General features: G+C 67.7%; 20 protein-coding genes and 1 tRNA gene. 18 read left to right on the top strand and 3 right to left on the bottom strand.

Annotated elements, in window-relative coordinates; genetic code table 11:
- The 11 genes from ACTJI6_RS11375 (at window position 1) to ACTJI6_RS11325 (ending at window position 9,327) form a co-directional block, all read left to right on the top strand.
- Window positions 1-1,023: a branched-chain amino acid ABC transporter permease gene (locus ACTJI6_RS11375; RefSeq protein WP_440800807.1), complete on the top strand. Its 1,023-nt coding sequence runs from the start codon at window positions 1-3 to the stop codon at window positions 1,021-1,023.
- On the top strand, window positions 1,020-2,045 hold the full coding sequence (locus ACTJI6_RS11370; protein WP_440800805.1) for a zinc-dependent alcohol dehydrogenase: 1,026 nt from the start codon (window positions 1,020-1,022) through the stop codon (window positions 2,043-2,045). The genes ACTJI6_RS11375 and ACTJI6_RS11370 overlap by 4 nt, the downstream gene beginning before the upstream one ends.
- Window positions 2,046-2,047: 2 nt before the next feature.
- The gene (locus ACTJI6_RS11365; RefSeq protein WP_440800803.1) at window positions 2,048-2,836 is read left to right on the top strand and encodes an alpha/beta fold hydrolase; all 789 of its coding nucleotides are present in this window, start codon (window positions 2,048-2,050) and stop codon (window positions 2,834-2,836) included.
- Window positions 2,837-2,860: 24 nt separating this feature from the next.
- Window positions 2,861-4,081, top strand: a complete 1,221-nt coding sequence (locus tag ACTJI6_RS11360) for an acyl-CoA dehydrogenase family protein (RefSeq protein ID WP_440800800.1) — start codon at window positions 2,861-2,863, stop codon at window positions 4,079-4,081.
- A gap of 53 nt (window positions 4,082-4,134) precedes the next feature.
- A complete protein-coding gene (locus ACTJI6_RS11355) occupies window positions 4,135-4,695 on the top strand; it encodes a flavin reductase family protein (RefSeq protein WP_440800798.1) in 561 nt (186 codons plus the stop codon).
- 118 nt (window positions 4,696-4,813) lie between these two features.
- Window positions 4,814-5,533, top strand: coding sequence for an ABC transporter ATP-binding protein (locus tag ACTJI6_RS11350; protein ID WP_440800796.1), 720 nt, complete (start codon window positions 4,814-4,816; stop codon window positions 5,531-5,533).
- Window positions 5,530-6,243: an ABC transporter ATP-binding protein gene (locus ACTJI6_RS11345; protein WP_440800793.1), complete on the top strand. Its 714-nt coding sequence runs from the start codon at window positions 5,530-5,532 to the stop codon at window positions 6,241-6,243. Before ACTJI6_RS11350 ends, ACTJI6_RS11345 begins: the two co-directional genes overlap by 4 nt.
- Window positions 6,240-7,103, top strand: coding sequence for a branched-chain amino acid ABC transporter permease (locus tag ACTJI6_RS11340; RefSeq protein WP_440800790.1), 864 nt, complete (start codon window positions 6,240-6,242; stop codon window positions 7,101-7,103). The genes ACTJI6_RS11345 and ACTJI6_RS11340 overlap by 4 nt, the downstream gene beginning before the upstream one ends.
- Before the next feature lie 9 nt (window positions 7,104-7,112).
- On the top strand, window positions 7,113-8,138 hold the full coding sequence (locus ACTJI6_RS11335; protein ID WP_440800788.1) for a branched-chain amino acid ABC transporter permease: 1,026 nt from the start codon (window positions 7,113-7,115) through the stop codon (window positions 8,136-8,138).
- A gap of 12 nt (window positions 8,139-8,150) precedes the next feature.
- The gene (locus ACTJI6_RS11330; protein WP_440800785.1) at window positions 8,151-8,987 is read left to right on the top strand and encodes an intradiol ring-cleavage dioxygenase; all 837 of its coding nucleotides are present in this window, start codon (window positions 8,151-8,153) and stop codon (window positions 8,985-8,987) included.
- A gap of 7 nt (window positions 8,988-8,994) precedes the next feature.
- The gene (locus ACTJI6_RS11325) at window positions 8,995-9,327 is read left to right on the top strand and encodes a hypothetical protein (RefSeq protein ID WP_440800783.1); all 333 of its coding nucleotides are present in this window, start codon (window positions 8,995-8,997) and stop codon (window positions 9,325-9,327) included.
- Here ACTJI6_RS11325 and ACTJI6_RS11320 read toward each other — a convergent pair whose 3' ends face one another.
- Window positions 9,328-10,278, bottom strand: a complete 951-nt coding sequence (locus ACTJI6_RS11320; RefSeq protein ID WP_440800780.1) for a LysR family transcriptional regulator — start codon at window positions 10,276-10,278, stop codon at window positions 9,328-9,330.
- A gap of 87 nt (window positions 10,279-10,365) precedes the next feature.
- On the opposite strand from ACTJI6_RS11320, the gene ACTJI6_RS11315 reads away from it, so the two are divergent.
- Both ACTJI6_RS11315 and ACTJI6_RS11310 read left to right on the top strand, forming a co-directional pair.
- Window positions 10,366-11,439, top strand: a complete 1,074-nt coding sequence (locus ACTJI6_RS11315; protein ID WP_440800777.1) for a maleylacetate reductase — start codon at window positions 10,366-10,368, stop codon at window positions 11,437-11,439.
- 57 nt (window positions 11,440-11,496) lie between these two features.
- Window positions 11,497-13,254, top strand: a complete 1,758-nt coding sequence (locus ACTJI6_RS11310; RefSeq protein ID WP_440800774.1) for an FAD-dependent oxidoreductase — start codon at window positions 11,497-11,499, stop codon at window positions 13,252-13,254.
- Here the strand turns inward: ACTJI6_RS11310 and ACTJI6_RS11305 are convergent.
- Entirely contained in the window at window positions 13,251-13,610 is a 360-nt protein-coding gene (locus ACTJI6_RS11305; RefSeq protein ID WP_440800772.1) for an ArsR/SmtB family transcription factor, read from the bottom strand. The genes ACTJI6_RS11310 and ACTJI6_RS11305 overlap by 4 nt on opposite strands.
- A 121-nt stretch (window positions 13,611-13,731) precedes the next feature.
- Here ACTJI6_RS11305 and gatC point away from each other — a divergent pair, with 121 nt between their 5' ends.
- The 5 genes from gatC (at window position 13,732) to ACTJI6_RS11280 (ending at window position 16,747) form a co-directional block, all read left to right on the top strand.
- The gene (gatC, locus tag ACTJI6_RS11300; RefSeq protein WP_275105776.1) at window positions 13,732-14,019 is read left to right on the top strand and encodes an Asp-tRNA(Asn)/Glu-tRNA(Gln) amidotransferase subunit GatC; all 288 of its coding nucleotides are present in this window, start codon (window positions 13,732-13,734) and stop codon (window positions 14,017-14,019) included.
- Complete coding sequence (gene gatA, locus ACTJI6_RS11295; RefSeq protein ID WP_440800769.1) at window positions 14,016-15,497, top strand: Asp-tRNA(Asn)/Glu-tRNA(Gln) amidotransferase subunit GatA; 1,482 nt, start codon at window positions 14,016-14,018, stop codon at window positions 15,495-15,497. Before gatC ends, gatA begins: the two co-directional genes overlap by 4 nt.
- A gap of 31 nt (window positions 15,498-15,528) precedes the next feature.
- Entirely contained in the window at window positions 15,529-15,885 is a 357-nt protein-coding gene (locus tag ACTJI6_RS11290) for a hypothetical protein (RefSeq protein ID WP_440800766.1), read from the top strand.
- Window positions 15,882-16,547, top strand: coding sequence for an N-acetylmuramoyl-L-alanine amidase (locus ACTJI6_RS11285; protein ID WP_440800763.1), 666 nt, complete (start codon window positions 15,882-15,884; stop codon window positions 16,545-16,547). The genes ACTJI6_RS11290 and ACTJI6_RS11285 overlap by 4 nt, the downstream gene beginning before the upstream one ends.
- Window positions 16,548-16,672: 125 nt before the next feature.
- Window positions 16,673-16,747, top strand: a tRNA-Glu gene (locus ACTJI6_RS11280).
- 130 nt (window positions 16,748-16,877) lie between these two features.
- Here the strand turns inward: ACTJI6_RS11280 and ACTJI6_RS11275 are convergent.
- The gene (locus ACTJI6_RS11275) at window positions 16,878-17,177 is read right to left on the bottom strand and encodes a hypothetical protein (RefSeq protein WP_440800760.1); all 300 of its coding nucleotides are present in this window, start codon (window positions 17,175-17,177) and stop codon (window positions 16,878-16,880) included.
- Window positions 17,178-17,754: the final 577 nt, after the last annotated feature.

Genomic DNA, 17,754 nt, shown 5'->3' with positions numbered 1-17,754 from the left:
ATGACAATGGTTGCCATGATGCCGATGCAGGTGTCCATCCGGCGGCAGACGGCCTCGGGGCGGGTGGCGCTGGCGCTGTTCGTGCTGGCGGTGATCGGGCTGGCGGCAATGCCCTGGTGGGCCAGGACCGGCACCATCCGCATGGTGCTGGAACTGTGCTGCTATATCGCCGTGGCGCAGATGTGGAACCTGCTGGCGGGCTATGCGGGCCTTGTGTCGGTGGGCCAGCAGGCCTTCATGGGGGCGGCGGGCTATGCGCTGTTCGTGCTGGCCCAGACCTTCGGGATCAACCCGTTCCTGGCGGTCTTCCTGTCGCTGCTGGTGCCGCTGGTGCTGGCCGTGCCCTGCTATCTGCTGCTGCACCGGCTGGACGGGCCGTATTTCGCCATCGGCACCTGGGTCGTGGCCGAGGTGTTCCGGCTGGTCGCCTCGAACCTGTCTTGGGTGAATGCGGGGGCGGGCATGTCGCTGTCGGTGATGAAGGACTATTCCGCCTTTCAGCGCAACATCGCCATGTCGCTGTTCTGCGCGCTGCTGGTCCTGGTCAGCATCGGCGGCAGCTACTGGTTCCTCCGGTCACGCTTCGGTCTGGCGCTGATCGCCATGCGCGACAATCCGGTGGCGGCGGCCAGCCAGGGCGTGAACGTGCGCAGGCTGCGGTTCCTGATCTATGTCGCGGCGGCGGTGGGCTGCGGGCTGGTCGGCGCGGTCTATTTCATGGCGCAACTGCGCATCAATCCGCCCTCGGCCTTCGATCCGATGTGGTCGAACCTGGCGATCTTCATCGTCATGGTCGGCGGCATTGCCTCGATCGAGGGGGTGCTGATCGGCACGCTGATCTATTTCATCGCGGACCGCTGGTTCGGCGAATATGGCGCCAGCTATTTCGTCGTGCTGGGCGTGATGACGGTGCTGGTCGCGCTCTATGCCCGCACCGGCATCTGGGGCATGATCTCGAAACGCTGGGACGCGCCCTGGTTCCCGATCCGCCGCCACCTGGTTCTGGAAAGGGACAAGCCATGAAGGCCGTCATCTTCGATGCTGTGGGCCAGCCGCTGCGCACGGGCAGCCGCCCCGACCCCGCGCCCGCCCCGGACGAGGTCGTGCTGCGCGTCGCCGGTTGCGGCATCTGCGGCAGCGACCTGCACATCACCGAGGATCCCGCGCCCTTCGGCATCGGGCCGGGCTTCGTGCTGGGCCACGAGATCGCAGGCGAGGTGGTGGCGGCGGGGGCCGAGGTCCGCGACCTGCGCCCCGGCGACCGGGTGGCGGTGGTGCCGATGCGCGGCTGCGGCCGCTGCCCGCGCTGTCTGGCGGGCGATCCGGCGCGCTGCCCCGACATGGTGCTGATCGGCGGCGGCTATGCCGATTACGTCACCGTCGCCGCGCGCCAGTGCCAACGCCTGCCCGACGGCGTGGCGCTGTCCGACGCCGCCCTGGCCGAGCCGCTGGCGGTCGCGCTGCACTGCATCGTCCGGTCCGGCATGAAGCCGGGCGACCGGGTGGCGGTGCTGGGCGCCGGTCCCATCGGGCTGCTGGTCGCCTTCTGGGCGCGGCGGATGGGGGCCGGCCATGTGGTGATGGCCGACCTGCACGATCATCAGCGTGACCGCGCGCTGGCCTTGGGGGCCACGGGATTTGCGCTGTCCGGCCCCGCGCTGTCCGAAAACCTGGCCGACCTGTGCGGCGGCGCGCCGGATATCGTCTTCGAATGCGTGGGCAAGCGCGGGTTGTTGCAGGCCGCGGCCCAAGCGGTGCGGCTGCAAGGCAAGGTGGTCGGCGTCGGGCTGTGCATCGGCGGCGACGACTGGGATCCCTTCGTCGCGCTGTCCAAGGAAATCGACCTGATCTTCAGCGTCTTCTTTCATCAGCGCAACGAATTCGGCATGTCGCTGGACGCGCTGGCCGCCAGTCCCTTTGCCCCGCAGGCGATCATCACCGACCGCATCGGCCTGTCGCAGGTGCCGCAGGTCTTCGAATCCCTGCGCCGCCGCACCACGCAATGCAAGGTGCTGATCCAGCCCGAACTGTCCTTAGGAGAATAAACATGGCCGTGAACTTCGAAACGCTGGAATACGACATCGGCGGCGTGCGGACGGTGGTGAAGGCCCTGGGCCGGGGCAGGCCGGTCCTGTTCCTGCACGGCGCGGCGACGCTGGAGGGCTTCGATTTCGCCGAAGGTCTTGCCGACCGCTTCCGCGTGCTGCTGCCCAGCCATCCGGGCATGGGGCTGTCCGGCCCGGCGCCGCATGTGGCCGACATGTCGGACATGCTGCTGCATTACCTGAACCTGCTGGATGTGCTGGACCTGACCGAAAAGCCGCATCTGATGGGCTTTTCCATGGGCGGCTGGATGGCCACCGAACTGGCCGCCATCGCGCGGGATCGCTTTGACAAGCTGGTGCTGATCGCCCCCGCCGGGCTGAACGATCCCGCCCATCCGGCGACCCCGCTTGGCGGCATCGCGCCGCAGGATTTCCCCGGCTATCTGACCCATGACCCGGCGGTCGCGGCGCGCTTTTTCCCCGACGGCAGCGATCCGGCATTTGCCGAATCCTTCGGCGCCGACCGCGCGCGGGAAGGCGATCTGGTCGGGCGGCTTTGCGCGCCCTTCGGCATGGGCCATCCGAACCTGCGCCGCTTCATGGCGCGGATCACCAATCCGACCCTGCTGGTCTGGGGCGAACAGGACCGGCTGCTGCCCGCGTCCCAAGCCCCGATCTGGCTGGAAAACCTGGCCGCCGCGCAATTCCTGTCCGTTCCCGACACCGGCCATCTGGTGCCGCAGGAACGTCCCGAGACCCTGAAGACAATCGGCGATTTCCTCGCCGCCTGAACCCATCCTTGGAGGAGGAGCAAGATGAACAAGCCCATGAACCACAGCTATTGGGGCAAGACCGTCGATTACCGCGATATGCGGAAACGGATCGCCCAGATCGGCCCGCAGCTTGAAGCCAATGCCCCGGCGGACGAGGCGGCGGGCGAACTGACGCCCGAGACCTTCGCCCTGCTGAAACCCCTGCGCTTCTCGCATCTTCTGGCGACCGAGGAACTGGGCGGCGCGCAGATGCGCCCGACCGAGGTGCTGCAACTGCTGGAGGCCGTCAGCTATCATTCCGGCTCGGCCGGATGGGTGTCGATGGTGCATTGCTGCATCGGCGCCATGTCGGCGGCCTTCCTGCCCGACAGCGCGGTCGAACGGCTGTTCGCGCCGGGCACCGACAACCGCTTTTCCGGCCAGGGCGCGCCGCTGGGGATGCTGAAGAAGGTCGAGGGCGGATACACGCTGACCGGCAAGTGGAGCTATGGCTCGGGCTTTTCGCACGCCACCTGGTCGCATTCGGCCTGCTTCGTGGACGACGGCACCGGCAAGCCCGCCAAGGACGAGGCGGGCGATGTCATCGTCATGTGCGCCCATGCGCCGATCCCGGAACACAAGCAGCTTGGCAACTGGGACGTGCTGGGGCTGAAGGGCACCGGGTCCATCGACTATTCCGCCGAGGATGTGTTCATCGCCGAGGATCTGGTGTTCCCGATCCTGACCGCGCCGCCGCAGCGCCTGAAGGAACTGTTCAGCCTGGGAATCGTCGGGCTTGCCGCCATCGGTCATACCGGCTGGGCGATGGGCACCGGGCGGCGGATGCTGGACGAGATCGCGGGCTTCGCGCGGTCCAAGTCCGGCCGCGCCGGGCTGATCGGCGAAAGCGAGAAATTTTGGTACGATTATGGCCGCGCCGAGGCCGCCTATCGCGCCGCCCGCGCCTTCGTGATGGAGGTCTGGGCCGAGATCGAGCATCTGGCCGAAAGCGGGCAGATGATGACCACCCGCCAGATCAGCCTGGTCCATCTGGCCAAGGCGCAGATCCACGAGGTCGGCGTCGATGTCTGCAACTTCGCCTATCGCGCCTCGGGCGGGGCGGGGCTGCGCGCGGGCGTGATCCAGCGGACCTTCCGCGACATGATGGTGGCGGCGAACCACTTCACCGTGGCGCCGTCGCTGGTCACCTCGGCAGGGCGCGACCTGGGCGGGCAGTGGTCCGACCGGGTCTGGCAGTTCTACGACCTGATCGAGAAGAAGTAAGCCATCTTCCGGGCCGGGGCACCCTGGCCCGGCACCAAACCCGGAGCGCGCCGATGACCGACCAACCGCTTTCGCAGGCCTTTCGCGAGGCTTTCCGCTGCCATCCCGCCGGGGTGGCCGTCATCACCGCCGATCCGGGCGACCGGCCCGTGGCGATGACCGTATCCTCGCTGATCTCGGTCAGCGCGGAACCGCCCACGGTCGCCTTTTCGCTGTCGTCGCGGTCGGGGTCGACGGCGGCGGTGTTGCAAGCGGGCGCGGTGGTCGTCCATCTGCTGCGCTATGACGATCTGGCGCTGGCGCAGCTTGGCGCGACGCCGGGCGCGGACCGTTTCGGCCCCGGCATCCCCTGGCGGCGCCTGCCCTCGGGCGAGCCGCGCTATGACGGCGTGGCGACCTGGTTCCGGGGGCGGATCGTCGGGTCGCTGCCGGTTGAGGGCGCGACCGTGGTGGTCGCGGAACTGCTGGAAGGCGCGGCGGGCCATCCCCCCGGCGCGCCGGAACGGGAATCGCTGATCTATCTGGACCGTCGGTGGCATCGCCTGCGCGAGGCGGCGGACGGCCATGCCAGCCTGACGCTGATGGACGAGGATCCGCGCGATGTGTTCCGCTGACATCCCGGTCGCGCCTTCATAACGAAAGGCGATATTGCTGCCGGATCATCCGATCTAAATCGCCCTGATCCGCTCTTAGGGTGGTGCCAGGCAGACCGGCCAGAAGGGGAGGGGAGCCATGGCAATTCTGTCGCTGCGGGACGTGTCGAAACGCTTCGGCGCGCTGACCGTGGCCGAGGCGGTCAGCTTCGACCTGGCCCCCGGCGAGGCGTTGGGCATCATCGGCCCGAACGGCGCGGGGAAATCGACGCTGTTCAACCTGATCACCGGCAGCCTGCGTCCCGACCGGGGCGGCATCATCCTGGACGGGCGCGACATCACCGCCCAAACGCCGATGCAGCGTTGCGTCAGCGGCATCGGCCGGTCCTTCCAGATCCCGCAGCCCTTCGACCACCTGTCGGTCTATGAAAACCTGCTGGTCGCGGCCCGCTTCGGCGGCGGCGTCGATGCCGCGCAGGCGCCCGGCCACTGCATGGACATCCTGCGCCGCACCGGGCTGGCGGGCCTGGCCGACCGCAAGGCTGGCGGCCTGCCGCTGCTCAGCCGCAAGCGGCTGGAACTGGCCCGCGCCATGGCGACGAAGCCGCGCGTGATCCTGCTGGACGAGATCGCGGGCGGGCTGACCGAGGCCGAATGCGGCGAACTGGTCGCCACCATCCGCGCCATCCACGCCGAGGGCACCGCGATCCTGTGGATCGAGCACGTGCTGCACGCGCTGACGGCTGTGGTCACGCGGCTGATGGTGCTGAACTTCGGCCGGGTGCTGATGATCGGCCCGCCCGACCAGGTCATGGCCGCCCCCGAGGTGCGCGAGATCTATCTGGGGATCGAGGCATGAGCGCACTGTTGCAGGTAACCGGGCTGACGGCCCATTACGGCGATTTCCAGGCCCTGTTCGGCGTGGATCTGACGCTGGATCCCGGCCAGACCCTGGCGATCATCGGTGCGAACGGGGCGGGCAAGACCACGCTGATGCGGGCGATCACCGGCATCGCGCGGGTCACGGGCGGGTCGATCCTACTGGACGGGCAGCGGCTGGACCGGATGGCCGCGCCCGAGATCCTGCGCGCGGGCGTCGCCATGGTCCCCGAAGGCCGACGCCTGTTCCCCAGCCTGACGGTCGAGGAAAACCTGCGCATCGGCGCCCATGCCCGGCAGGGCAGCGGCTTCTGGACGCTGCCGCGCATCCATGACCTGTTCCCGATGCTGCGCGACCGCCCCGACCACCCCGCCACCGCACTGTCGGGCGGCCAGCAGCAGATGGTCGCCATCGGCCGGGCGCTGATGTCGAACCCGCGCGTCCTGCTGTGCGACGAGCTGTCGTTGGGCCTCGCCCCGGTGGTGATCCGCGAGATTTATGCCGCTTTCCCGGCCATTCGCGACAGCGGCACCGCCATCGTCGTGGTCGAACAGGACATCGGCCAGGCGCTGAAGGTCGCCACCCGCGTGCATTGCATGATGGAGGGTCGGATCACCCTGTCGGGCGCCCCCGCCGATCTGGAGCGCGAGGCGATCCATGATGCCTATTTCGGGGTAAGACAGGGATGATCTGGCTGGACACGTTGATCCAGGGGCTGATGCTGGGCGGGCTTTACGCCCTGTTCGCGGCCGGTCTGTCGCTGGTCTTCGGGATCATGCGGCTGGTCAATCTGGCGCATGGCGACCTGATCGTGCTGGGGGCCTATCTGATCCTGGGGATCGGCACGGCGACCGGGCTGAATCCCTTCCTAGCCGCCGCCCTTGCGCTGCCGCCGATGTTTGCCTTGGGCTGGCTGTTGCAGACCGCCCTTCTGAACCGCGTGCTGGGCGAGGACATCTTGCCGCCGCTGCTGGTCACCTTCGGACTGTCGGTGGTGATCCAGAACGCGCTGCTGATGGGGTTTTCCGCCGACAGCCGCAAGCTGCCGATCGGCCCCGTCGAGGCGCAGTCGCTGGCCTTGGGGCCGGTGAACCTGGGGGTGATGCCGCTTGTGACCTTCGGCTCGGCCGTGGCGGTAATCTTCGGGCTGAACCGGCTGTTCTATCGCACCGCGCTTGGCCGCGCCTTCCGGGCCACCTCGGACGATCCGGTGACGGCGCAGCTGATGGGGATCCGGCCGCAGCGCGTCTTTGCCGTGGCGACCGGCATCGCGCTGGTGGTGGCGGCGATCGCCGCGCTTTACTTGGGCGCGCGGGCGAATTTCGACCCCTCGACCGGACCCGCGCGGCTGCTTTACGCCTTCGAGGCGGTGATCATCGGCGGCCTGGGCAGCCTGTGGGGCACGTTGGCCGGGGGCATGGTGATCGGCGTGGCGCAGGCCTTGGGGGCGGCGCTGAAGCCGGAATGGCAGATTCTGGCGGGGCACCTGGCCTTCGTGGCTGTGCTGCTGCTGCGCCCGCGCGGGCTGTTTCCACGCGCCAATGACTAGGGGTGGGCCATGAAAACGCTGCTTCCTCCCGCGATGCTGATCCTGGCGGTGGTCCTGCTGGCGGCGCTGCCGGTGATCGGCAGCCGCGCGCTGGTGCAGGATCTGTTCATGGTGCTGTGCCTGCTGGTGCTGGCGCTGAACTGGAACATGCTGGCGGGCTTTGCCGGGCTGGTCTCGGTGGGCCAGCAGGCTTTCGTCGGCATCGGCGCCTATGCGATGTTCGCCTGCGTCATCCTGTGGGGCATGGATCCGCTGGCGGGCGTTCTGGTCGGCGGGCTGGCCGCCATGACCCTGTCCGTGCCGGTGGCCTTCTTTACCTTTCGCCTGAACGGCGCCTATTTCGCCATCGGCACCTGGGCGGTGGCCGACATCGCCCGGCTGGCCCTTGGCCAGTGGAAGGCGCTTGGCGGCGGCACCGGAACCGCGCTGCCGAAGGCCGCCGTTCAGGACATGCCGGGGATCGAGGCGATCCGCGCGCTGATCGGCGGATCGAAGGCGGCGGCGGTCGATGCGCTGACCTATTGGCTGGCCCTGGGGCTGGCGGCGGCGATGCTGGCGGCAAGCTGGGCCTTCCTGCGTTCGCGCATGGGGCTGGGCTTGCAGGCGGTGCGCGACAATCCGGTCGCGGCGCGGTCGGTCGGGGTGGACCCGGTGCGCCTGAAGGCGCTGGTCTTTCTGCTGACGGCCTTCGGCACCGGCCTCTGCGGCGGGCTTCTGTTCATCCAGATCGGGCGGATTTCCCCCGACGCGGCGTTCTCGCTGCTGGACTGGACGGCCTTCGTCATCTTCATCGTCGTGATCGGCGGCATCGGCACGCTGCCTGGCCCGGTCGTCGGCGTGCTGGTCTTCTATGGCCTGCAAACCCTGCTGGCCGATTACGGCACCGTCTATCTGATCGTCCTGGGGCTGATCGGCATCGCGATCATGCTGTTCGCGCGCCGCGGCCTGTGGGGCAGCTTCGTCGAACGCACCGGTCTGGATCCCGTGCCGCTGTCCCATGCCGCGCCCCGGCCCGTCCCGACACCCGAATCCTGAGGAGGAAGACCCGTGAGCTATTTCACCGAAGCCAATTCAACCGCCACCGTGAACGGCCGCATGGGCCCCGGAACCGATCCCCGGTTGGCGACGGTCATGGAAAGCCTTGTCCGGCACCTGCATGACTTCGTGAAGGATGTCGGCCTGACGCAAGAGGAATGGGAATACGGCATCGGCTTCCTGACCCGCACCGGCCAGATCTGTTCGGAGGAGCGGCAGGAATTCATCCTGTTGTCGGACGTGCTGGGCGTGTCGATGCTGGTCGATGCGATCAACAACCGCCGCCCCCAGGGTGCGACCGAAAACACCGTCTTCGGCCCCTTCCATGTGGACGGCGCGCCGATCCGCCAGATGGGCGACTCCATCAGTCTGGACGGCAAGGGCGAATCCTGCCTGTTCGAGGGCCGGGTGCTGGATCTGGACGGCACCCCTGTCGAAGGCGCGACGGTGGATGTCTGGTCCGACAATGCCGACGGCTTCTATGACGTGCAGCAGCCGGGCATCCAGCCGAAATGGAACAACCGGGGCCGCTTCATTACCGGGCCGGACGGACGATACAGCTTTGTCGGCATCAAGCCGGTCAGCTATCCGATCCCCGATGACGGGCCGGTCGGGCAGATGCTGTCCCATCTTGGCCGTCACCCCTATCGGCCGGCGCATATGCACTATCTGGTCACGGCGCCGGGTTATCAGCGGCTGGTGACGCATACCTTCGTGGGCGGGGACGAATACCTGACCTCGGATGCGGTGTTCGGCGTCAAGGACACCCTGGTCGCCCCCTATGAACGGCTGGAGGGCGGCGACACGCTGTGGCGGTCGCCCTTCGATTTCGTCCTGGTTCCGGTCTGAGGCCGCCATGCCCAACGTCAAGATCTATATCGACCAGGCCTGCTATGACGCCGTGCGCCCGGCGGTGTCCGACCTGCTGCCGGACCTGCGCAAGATGCTGTGCGATCTGCTGGAGGTCGCGCCCGCCGCCTGCCAGTTCGCGGTGCTGCCGGTGCTGGGGCTGCCGGACCAGCCCAGGATCAATGCCGAACTGCACCTGATGCCGCGCCCGTCGCGGACGCGCGACCGGCTGGAACAGGTGGCGGCCGGGACGCGCGACAGCCTGTCGCGGGCCAGCGGCCTGACGGTCGCGGTCAGGATCGCCCAGCTTGATGCCGCGACTTATGTGGCGCTGAAATGATCAGCCGCGCCGCCGGGTGATCTGCTGGTCATGGTCCATCCGCGCCTGCAACCGCTGGCATTCGGCCAGCAGGAACGCGGTCAACTGCCGCACCGCAGGGGGCAACTGGCGGTCGGACACCCGCAGGATGCCCAACTGGCGTTCGGCATGGTCGATCTTCAGCGGCAGCGCCTCGAGCGGGATGGTGCGGCGCGACAGGAACACCACCGAATAGGGCAGCACCGTCAGCGCGTCCGAGCCCGCCAGCACCGACTGGATCGAGGCCAGCGTCCCGCCAGAGAAGTTCACGCGGAAATCCTCTTGCCCGATGGATTTCAGCGCCCGTTGCAGGTCGCGATACAGCGGGCTGTCTATGGGCGGCGCGATCCAGGCATAGGGCGCGATATGGTTCAGCGTGATGCCTCGGGTGCGGGTCAGCGGATGACCGGCGCGGCAGGTGATCACGTTGTTGCCCGACAGCAGCGGCGTGAATTCCAGATCCGGCGGCACCTGTCCGGGATGCAGCGGCAGGATCGCGACATCCAGCCCGCCGTTCCGCAGCCCGGCCTCGAGCTGGTTCAGATAGCCATAGGACTGGTCGATCTGCACATCGGCATGGCGCGACTGGAACTCCGCGATCATCGAGGCGACCACCCCGTCCATGAAGATCGGCGACCCGCCGACCCGCAGCCGCCCCGCCAGCCCCTGGCGATAGCGTTGCACCAGCAGGCTGGCTTCCTTGTTGGCGCGGTGGATGCGGCTGCCCAGCCGCGCCAGGCTGGCGCCCAGTTCGGTCGGGCGCAGCGGGCGGCGCCCCGGCTCGAACAGCGGCAGACCGATCCGCGCCTCCAACAGCGCCATCGACCGCGACACCGAGGGCTGCGACTTGCCCAAGGCCTCGGCCCCTTCGGTCAGGCCGCCCTGTTCGACGATGGCCGCCAGGATCTCCAGGTGTTCGCTGTCGAGTTTCATAGCATGACGCTATATTACGGCGCGCATATCCGATCAATATTCCTGTTTCGCCGAAATAGACTTATCCGCAAGAAAGAGGGAGCGACCATGTCCTTTTACCGCGACGAATTCACCGCGCGCAGCGCTGCGGTGCGCGTGCGTTTCGGCGCAGGCGTCCGCAAGGCGGTGGCCGAGGAGATCGAGGCCCTGGGCGCCCGCCGGGCGCTGATCCTGACCACGCCGCAGCAGGCCGCCCTGGCCGACGATTTCGCGGCGCTGTGCGGGCGCGCGGCGGTCGGCCGCTTCACCGGCGCGGCGATGCACACGCCGGTGGACATTTCCGAACAGGCCACGGCAGTGGCGCGCGACCTGGGGGCGGATGTGCTGGTCTCGGTCGGCGGGGGATCGACCACGGGCCTGGGCAAGGCCATCGCGCTGCGCACCGACCTGCCGCAGATCGTGGTGCCCACCACCTATGCGGGGTCCGAGGCGACCGGGATCCTGGGCCAGACCGAAAACGGCGTGAAGACCACGCTGACCAGCCCCAAGGTCCAGCCCGAGGTGATCCTCTATGACGCCGAACTGGTGACCAGCCTGCCGGTCGGGATGACCGTGACCAGTGCCCTGAACGCGATGGCCCATGCGGCAGAGGGGCTTTACGCGCGCGACCGTTCGCCCCTGTCCTCGCTGATGGCGGTCGAGGGGCTGCGCGCCTTTCGCGACAGCCTGCCCCAGGTGGCGGCGCGGCCCTATGATGTGTCCGCGCGGGGGCAGACGCTGTATGGCGCATGGCTGTGCGGGACGGTGCTGGGACAGGTCGGCATGGCGCTGCATCACAAGCTGTGCCACACGCTGGGCGGCAGCTTCGATCTGCCGCATGCCGAAACCCATGCGGTGATCCTGCCCCATGCGCTGGCGTTCAACGCGGTTGCGGTGCCCGACCTGCTGGCGCCAGTAACGGATCTGTTCGGCCATGGCGATCCGGGTCTGGGCCTGTGGCATTTCGCCCGCGACGCCGGGGCGCCCCTGGCGCTGCGCGACCTGGGGCTGAAGGAAGCCGACCTGGACCGGGCGGCCGACCTGGCTTCGGCCAACCCGTACTGGAACCCGCGCCCGGTGACGCGCGACGGCATCCGCGGCCTGTTGCAGGCCGCCTGGGCGGGCGACCGGCCCGCCACCTGATCCTTGGGCGCGGGCAGGGAGGCCCGCCCCGCTGCTGCATATCCTTGGGAGGACTTCATGGCAGACATTTCCACCGATGTGCTGATCATCGGCACCGGCCCCGCAGGCTCGGCCACGGCGGCGCTGCTGTCCAGCTACGGCATCGCCAACATGGCGGTGAACCGCTATCGCTGGCTGGCCAACACGCCGCGCGCCCATATCACCAACCAGCGGACCATGGAGGTGCTGCGCGACCTGGGCCGAGAGGTCGAGGACGAGGCCTATCTGTTCGCCACCCACCAGGAACTGATGGGCGAGAACATCTTCTGCGAAAGCCTGGCGGGCGAGGAGATCGGCCGGATGAAGGCCTGGGGCAACCATCCGCTGTCCAAGGCGGAACACCTGATGTCCTCGCCCACGAAGATGAACGACCTGCCGCAGACCTTCATGGAACCGCTGCTGTTCAAGACCGCCTGCCAGCGCGGCACGCAGGCGCGCATGTCCACCGAATACCTGCGCCACGACCAGGACGCGACCGGGGTGACGACGACCTGCCTGGACCGGCTGACGGGCCGCGAATTCACCATCCGCTCGAAATATCTGGTCGGCGCCGATGGCGGCAAGTCGCTGGTGGCGGACCATGTGGGCCTGCCGTTCGAGGGCAGGATGGGCGTGGGCGGCAGCATGAACATCCTGTTCCGGGCGGATCTGTCGCGATACGTCGCCCATCGGCCCAGCGTGCTGTATTGGGTGATGCAGCCCGGCGCGGATGTCGGCGGCATCGGCATGGGGCTGGTGCGGATGGTGCGGCCCTGGAACGAATGGCTGATCGTCTGGGGCTATGACATCAACGGCCCCGAACCCGAGGTCACGCCCGAATTCGCCACCGGCGTCGCGCGCCAGCTGATCGGCGATCCGGATCTGGAAATCGAGCTTCTGTCCGCGAACACCTGGACGGTGAACAACTATTACGCGACCCGCACCAGCCAGGGCCGGGTGTTCTGCATGGGCGACGCGATCCACCGCCATCCGCCGTCGAACGGGCTTGGGTCGAACACCTCGATCCAGGATGCCTTCAACCTGGCCTGGAAGCTGGCGATGGTGCTGAGGGGACAGGCGGGCGAACGGCTGCTGGACAGCTATGACGCCGAGCGCGCGCCGATTGCGAAACAGATCGTCACCCGCGCCAACCAGTCCATCGCCGAAACCGGCCCGATCTTCGCAGCACTTGGCATGGCCGAAGGCGTCAGCCCCGAGCAGATGCAGAAGAACCTGCAAGCCCGCACCCAGGGCACCCCCCAGGCCGAGGAGCAGCGCGAGGCGATCCGCAAGGCCATCGCCTTCAAGAAATACGAATTCGACGCCCACGGGGTCGAGATGAACCAGCGTTACCGTTCGGATGCGGTGGTGACGGACGGCCAGATCGAACCCGCCTTCGCGCTGGATGCCGACCTGCATTACCAGCCGACGACCTGGCCGGGCGCGCGGCTGCCCCACGCTTGGCTCTATCGCCACGACACCGGGGCCGAGGTCTCGACGCTGGACCTGTGCGGGCACGGCCGGTTCACGCTGCTGACCGGCCTGGGCGGCGAGGACTGGGCGCGGGCGGCCGAGGCGCTGGCCGCCGAACTGGGGATCGAGATCGCCACCCATGTCATCGGCCCGCGCCAGGCCTATGTCGATCACAGCGGCGACTGGGCCCGCCTGTCCGAGATCCGCGACGACGGCTGCCTGCTTGTCCGCCCCGACCACCACGTCGCCTGGCGCGCCATCACGAAAAGCACGGCCCCGAAGGCGGATCTGACGCGGGTGCTGAAGGCCGTTCTGGCGCGTTAGGCTGCGTCCCCGGGGCTGCCCGCAGCCGGTGGCGCCGCGTCCTGTGGTCCGCAAAAGGCGTCGTACAGAACCTGCATCACCCGGCGCGCCGGGTCGCTGTCGATCCGGTACCAGATTGTCTGGCCGTCGCGGCGCCCGGCGATGATGCGGTCGCGGCGCAGGATCGCCAGATGTTGCGACACGGTGGAATCGCGGATGCCCAGAAGGGCCGCAAGCTGGCCCACGGATTTCTCGTCCTGGGCTAGCGCGCAGAGGATCATCAGCCGGTGCTGGTTGCCAAGCGACTTCAACAGCCCGCTGGCCTGATCGGCTGCGGCGCGCATGGTTTCGGGATTCATCGCAAGATCGGGGGTCATCCGCAGATATATACGGGAATCCGCAGATCTTTCAAGGAAAGACGCGCCACGCCGGTGACGCGCGCGGTTCTTGCAGGGGCGCGCCGGGGGCTGTAAACCCCGGCCAACGAAAGGAAACGTCATGTCGATCACCGAGGATCAGGCCCGCAAGGTCGCCCATCTGGCGCGCATCGCGGTCGATGACGCCGCTTTGCCCGCCCTGGCGCGAGAGTTGAACGGCATCCTGCATTTCATGGAGCAACTGAACGAGGTCGACGTGACCGGCGTCGAGCCGATGACCGGCGTCACCCCCATGCGCCTGAAGCGGCGCGAGGATGTCGTGACCACCGGAGAGATGGCCGACAAGATCCTCTCCAACGCCCCCGACGCGCGCGAGGGCTTCTTTGCCGTGCCGAAGGTGGTGGAATGACCGATCTGAACAGCCTGACCATCGCCGAGGCGCGCGATGCGCTGCGCAAGGGCGACGCCACCGCCCTGGACCTGACCGAAGCCTGCCTGACCGCCATTGAAGGCGCGGGCGCGCTGAACGCATTCGTCCACAAGACGCCCGACATCGCGCGCGCGATGGCCCAGGCCGCGGATGCGCGGATCAAGGCGGGTGACGCCACCTCGCTGACCGGGATTCCGCTGGGCATCAAGGACGTGTTCTGCGTGAAGGGCGTGCCCAGCCAGGCCGCCAGCCGGATCCTGGAAGGCTTCCGTCCTGAATATGAATCGACCGTCACGCAGAACCTGTGGAACGCGGGCGCGGTGCTGCTGGGCAAGCTGAACCAGGACGAATTCGCGATGGGCTCGGCCAACGAATCCAGCTGCTATGGCCCGGCGGTGAACCCCTGGAAGGTCGATGACCGGCAGTTGACGCCGGGCGGCAGCTCTGGCGGGTCGGCGGCGGCGGTGGCGGCGGACCTGTGCCTGGCCGCGACCGGCACCGATACCGGCGGCTCGATCCGCCAGCCCGCCGCCTTCACCGGCATCGTGGGGTTGAAGCCCACCTATGGCCGGGTCAGCCGCTGGGGGGTGATCGCCTATGCGTCCAGCCTGGACCAGGCCGGGCCGATGACCAAGACCGTGCGCGACGCGGCGATCATGCTGGGCGCGATGGCCTCGGTCGATCCGCAGGATTCGACCAGTGCCGAACATCCGGTCCCGGATTACGAGGCTGCGCTGACCGGCGACATTCGCGGCAAGCGCATCGGCATCCCGCGCGAATACCGCGTGGACGGAATGCCTGCGGAAATCGACGCGCTGTGGCAGAAGGGCGCCGAGATGCTGCGCGAGGCCGGGGCCGAGATCGTCGAGATCAGCCTGCCGCATACGAAATACGCGCTGCCCGCCTATTACGTCATCGCGCCCGCCGAGGCGTCGTCGAACCTCGCGCGCTATGACGGGGTGCGTTATGGCCGCCGCGCCAGGCTGGGGCAGGGCGACGGCATTGTCGAGATGTACGAGAAGACCCGCGCCGAGGGCTTCGGCCCCGAGGTGCAGCGCCGCGTGATGATCGGCACCTATGTCCTGTCGGCGGGATTCTATGACGCCTATTACAACCGCGCCCGCAAGGTCCGCGCGCTGATCAAGCGCGACTTCGACCAGGCCTTCGCCGACGGCATCGACGCGATCCTGGCGCCGACGACGCCGTCAGCGGCCTTTGGTCTGGGGTCGGTGGACAGCAGCGATCCGGTGCAGATGTATCTGAACGATGTCTTCACCGTCACGCTGAACCTGGCCGGGCTGCCGGGGATCGCGGTGCCGGTCGGCCTGGACAAGCAGGGCCTGCCGCTGGGCCTGCAACTGTTCGGCCGCCCCTTCGAAGAGGGCGATCTGCTGAACCACGCCCTTGTCCTGGAACGCGCGGCGGGATTTGTGGCCAAGCCCGATCGCTGGTGGTAGGGTCGCGTCGATGGCATATCCAGGAGGCATGATGCGCGGCTGTCTGATCCTTTCGGTGCTGGCCCTGGCCGGCTGTGGCGAGCATCTGGGCTGGAACCCCAACTACAACTTCGCCCCGACCCGCTATGGCGAATATCGCGCCACGCGCGAGGCGGCCCTGGTGACGGGGGCGGAATCGCCCAAGACCATTCCGGTGACGCGGCCCTTCTATGCCCCGACCGGCGCCGACATCGCGGGCCGCAATCCGGTGCCGGTTCCCGCGACCATGGGCGTCGGCAAGGTGCGGGTGGTCAAGCCCGCGCCCGCCTCGGCCCCCGCCCGCAGCCCGAACGCGCCGGTCGTGATCGTTCCCCCCTCGATGCGGACGGGCGGCCAGCCGCCGCTGTGATCGCGGCTTTCCCCAGCCCCAACCATGGCGACAGGCGCGGGCAGCGCCCGGAACTGATCGTCCTGCATTACACCGGCATGGCGGACGCGGTCCAGGCCCGCACCCGGCTGTGCGATCCGGTGGCCGAGGTCAGCGCCCATTGGCTGGTTCACGAGGACGGCCGCGCGGACCCTCTGGTCCCCGAGGATCGCCGCGCCTGGCACGCGGGCGCGGGCGCCTGGCAGGGCCGCGACGACGTGAACTCCCGCAGCATCGGCATCGAGATCGCCAATCCTGGCGACCGTCCCTTTCCACTGCGCCAGATGGACGGCGTGGCCGCGCTGCTGCGCGACATCATGGACCGCTGGGGAATCGGCCCTCGGGGCGTGATCGGCCATTCCGACATGGCGCCCGGCCGCAAGATCGACCCCGGCCCGCGCTTCGACTGGCGGCGCCTGGCGCGTGAAGGGCTGGCCCTGACGGGGGGCAGCGGACCGGACCTGCCGCTGGAGGACAGCCTGACCCGGATCGGCTATCCCCCCGCCGATCCCACGACCCGCCTGACCGCCTTCCGCCTGCGCTTCCGCCCTTGGGGGCAGGGCCCCGAGAACGAGGCCGACCGCCGCTGCGCGGCCTTCGTCGCGGCGTCCCTGGCAGCCCCGGACCGCGCCGCCCTGGTCTGAAATCCCGGGCTTTGCCGTGGCGCAAAGATTTTTGTCCGGCACTCGAAATTTACGCTTGCGCCCCCCTGCGCCTTTGCCTAAACACCGCCCCACGCCGCCCGTAAAGACGGGCTGCGCCAGAAAGTGGCCCGTTCGTCTATCGGTTAGGACGTCAGGTTTTCAACCTGAAAAGAGGGGTTCGACTCCCCTACGGGCTGCCACCTTTCACCGTAAGTAATTGATTTTGCTAGAAATTTCAGAACGCAACTTTTCTGCCTAAGAAATGCCTAGAGTTTCACGGGGTACCTTTTGACCCGAAGCGCCCCGGAACCGATCACGAAAACGTGAATTCTACTTCTTTGAAGCCTTCGCCTTCCCTTCGGCAGACTGCCCTACTTTGACGCCTGCCTTGAACGCCCATTCCATCGCGCGGGCGATTTCGCCGTTGGTATCCGAGTTGAAGCCGTACTTTGTGCGTTCGGCCTTGCCTGCGGTAATGTGCTTGGCGATACGCCGGAAGGCTTCCTTCCGTTCCTTTGCTTCTGCTTCTTCGATCGGGGTTTCCCCCAACACCCAAGCCGCCACTTCTTCGGGCGGTAGCTGCTTCATGCGAATGTAAAGCGGGTGGTCCTTGATACTGCGGCTGTACATGCGTGCCCCTTTCGCCCGTCGTTTCGGTACTTTTCGCGTGTCGAGCCCTTGCGTGATTGATGCAACGCCCGACAAAATGCGGTATATGTTCCGATTATGGTCTGCGATGGGGGCGGCTATGGCAAGAGTATCTACGACGACCGACTACGTTGATTTGGACGGCGACTATGGCACGGTCGCAGGTGTCGAAGTGACATGCGACAGGTGCGGGCATTCGGAAGAAAGCTTCGGCACCGACGAACCTTCGTTGCTGCGTTGCGCAGCCCTGCTTAGGGAAAACTGCCTGAAGAATGAGAAGAACTACTACGACGTTTCGCCATAAAGAAGCCCCGGCCAGCTTGACGCCAACCGGGGCGAGTAGCCGCCCGGAAACCCCTTAATGCGCGGCGGGCAGATATGGGCGAATGAGGGGGCAGTATCCGGCGGTACTCGCGCCCGCGCCACCGCCGACTGTTGCCGTGATCCGGTGCGGCCCGCTGCCTGGCAAGTCATAGCCGCGCCAGGGTAAGGCGCCGGGCGTGATGTCCAGCCAAGCCCCATCGTCCCAGACCTCGACCAGTTCCAGCGTCGCAGGCGC

Source organism: Paracoccus sp. 22332 (assembly GCF_052045125.1).
Lineage (GTDB): Bacteria > Pseudomonadota > Alphaproteobacteria > Rhodobacterales > Rhodobacteraceae > Paracoccus > Paracoccus haematequi_A.
Note: the sequence above shows the minus strand (reverse complement) of the source record. Positions and strands in the feature narration are given on the sequence as shown.

Excerpts from the sequence above, each read along its gene's own strand:
- ACTJI6_RS11360 (WP_440800800.1), top strand. The coding sequence starts at position 2,861 with ATGAACAAGCCCATGAACCACAGCTATTGGGGCAAGACCGTCGATTAC.
- ACTJI6_RS11290 (WP_440800766.1), top strand. The coding sequence starts at position 15,529 with ATGCGCGGCTGTCTGATCCTTTCGGTGCTGGCCCTGGCCGGCTGTGGC.
- ACTJI6_RS11325 (WP_440800783.1), top strand. The coding sequence starts at position 8,995 with ATGCCCAACGTCAAGATCTATATCGACCAGGCCTGCTATGACGCCGTG.
- ACTJI6_RS11340 (WP_440800790.1), top strand. The coding sequence starts at position 6,240 with ATGATCTGGCTGGACACGTTGATCCAGGGGCTGATGCTGGGCGGGCTT.
- ACTJI6_RS11345 (WP_440800793.1), top strand. The coding sequence starts at position 5,530 with ATGAGCGCACTGTTGCAGGTAACCGGGCTGACGGCCCATTACGGCGAT.
- ACTJI6_RS11355 (WP_440800798.1), top strand. The coding sequence starts at position 4,135 with ATGACCGACCAACCGCTTTCGCAGGCCTTTCGCGAGGCTTTCCGCTGC.
- ACTJI6_RS11365 (WP_440800803.1), top strand. The coding sequence starts at position 2,048 with ATGGCCGTGAACTTCGAAACGCTGGAATACGACATCGGCGGCGTGCGG.
- ACTJI6_RS11305 (WP_440800772.1), bottom strand. The coding sequence starts at position 13,610 with ATGACCCCCGATCTTGCGATGAATCCCGAAACCATGCGCGCCGCAGCC.
- ACTJI6_RS11375 (WP_440800807.1), top strand. The coding sequence starts at position 1 with ATGACAATGGTTGCCATGATGCCGATGCAGGTGTCCATCCGGCGGCAG.
- ACTJI6_RS11335 (WP_440800788.1), top strand. The coding sequence starts at position 7,113 with ATGAAAACGCTGCTTCCTCCCGCGATGCTGATCCTGGCGGTGGTCCTG.
- ACTJI6_RS11320 (WP_440800780.1), bottom strand. The coding sequence starts at position 10,278 with ATGAAACTCGACAGCGAACACCTGGAGATCCTGGCGGCCATCGTCGAA.
- ACTJI6_RS11310 (WP_440800774.1), top strand. The coding sequence starts at position 11,497 with ATGGCAGACATTTCCACCGATGTGCTGATCATCGGCACCGGCCCCGCA.
- ACTJI6_RS11275 (WP_440800760.1), bottom strand. The coding sequence starts at position 17,177 with ATGTACAGCCGCAGTATCAAGGACCACCCGCTTTACATTCGCATGAAG.
- ACTJI6_RS11350 (WP_440800796.1), top strand. The coding sequence starts at position 4,814 with ATGGCAATTCTGTCGCTGCGGGACGTGTCGAAACGCTTCGGCGCGCTG.
- gatA (WP_440800769.1), top strand. The coding sequence starts at position 14,016 with ATGACCGATCTGAACAGCCTGACCATCGCCGAGGCGCGCGATGCGCTG.
- ACTJI6_RS11315 (WP_440800777.1), top strand. The coding sequence starts at position 10,366 with ATGTCCTTTTACCGCGACGAATTCACCGCGCGCAGCGCTGCGGTGCGC.
- gatC (WP_275105776.1), top strand. The coding sequence starts at position 13,732 with ATGTCGATCACCGAGGATCAGGCCCGCAAGGTCGCCCATCTGGCGCGC.
- ACTJI6_RS11370 (WP_440800805.1), top strand. The coding sequence starts at position 1,020 with ATGAAGGCCGTCATCTTCGATGCTGTGGGCCAGCCGCTGCGCACGGGC.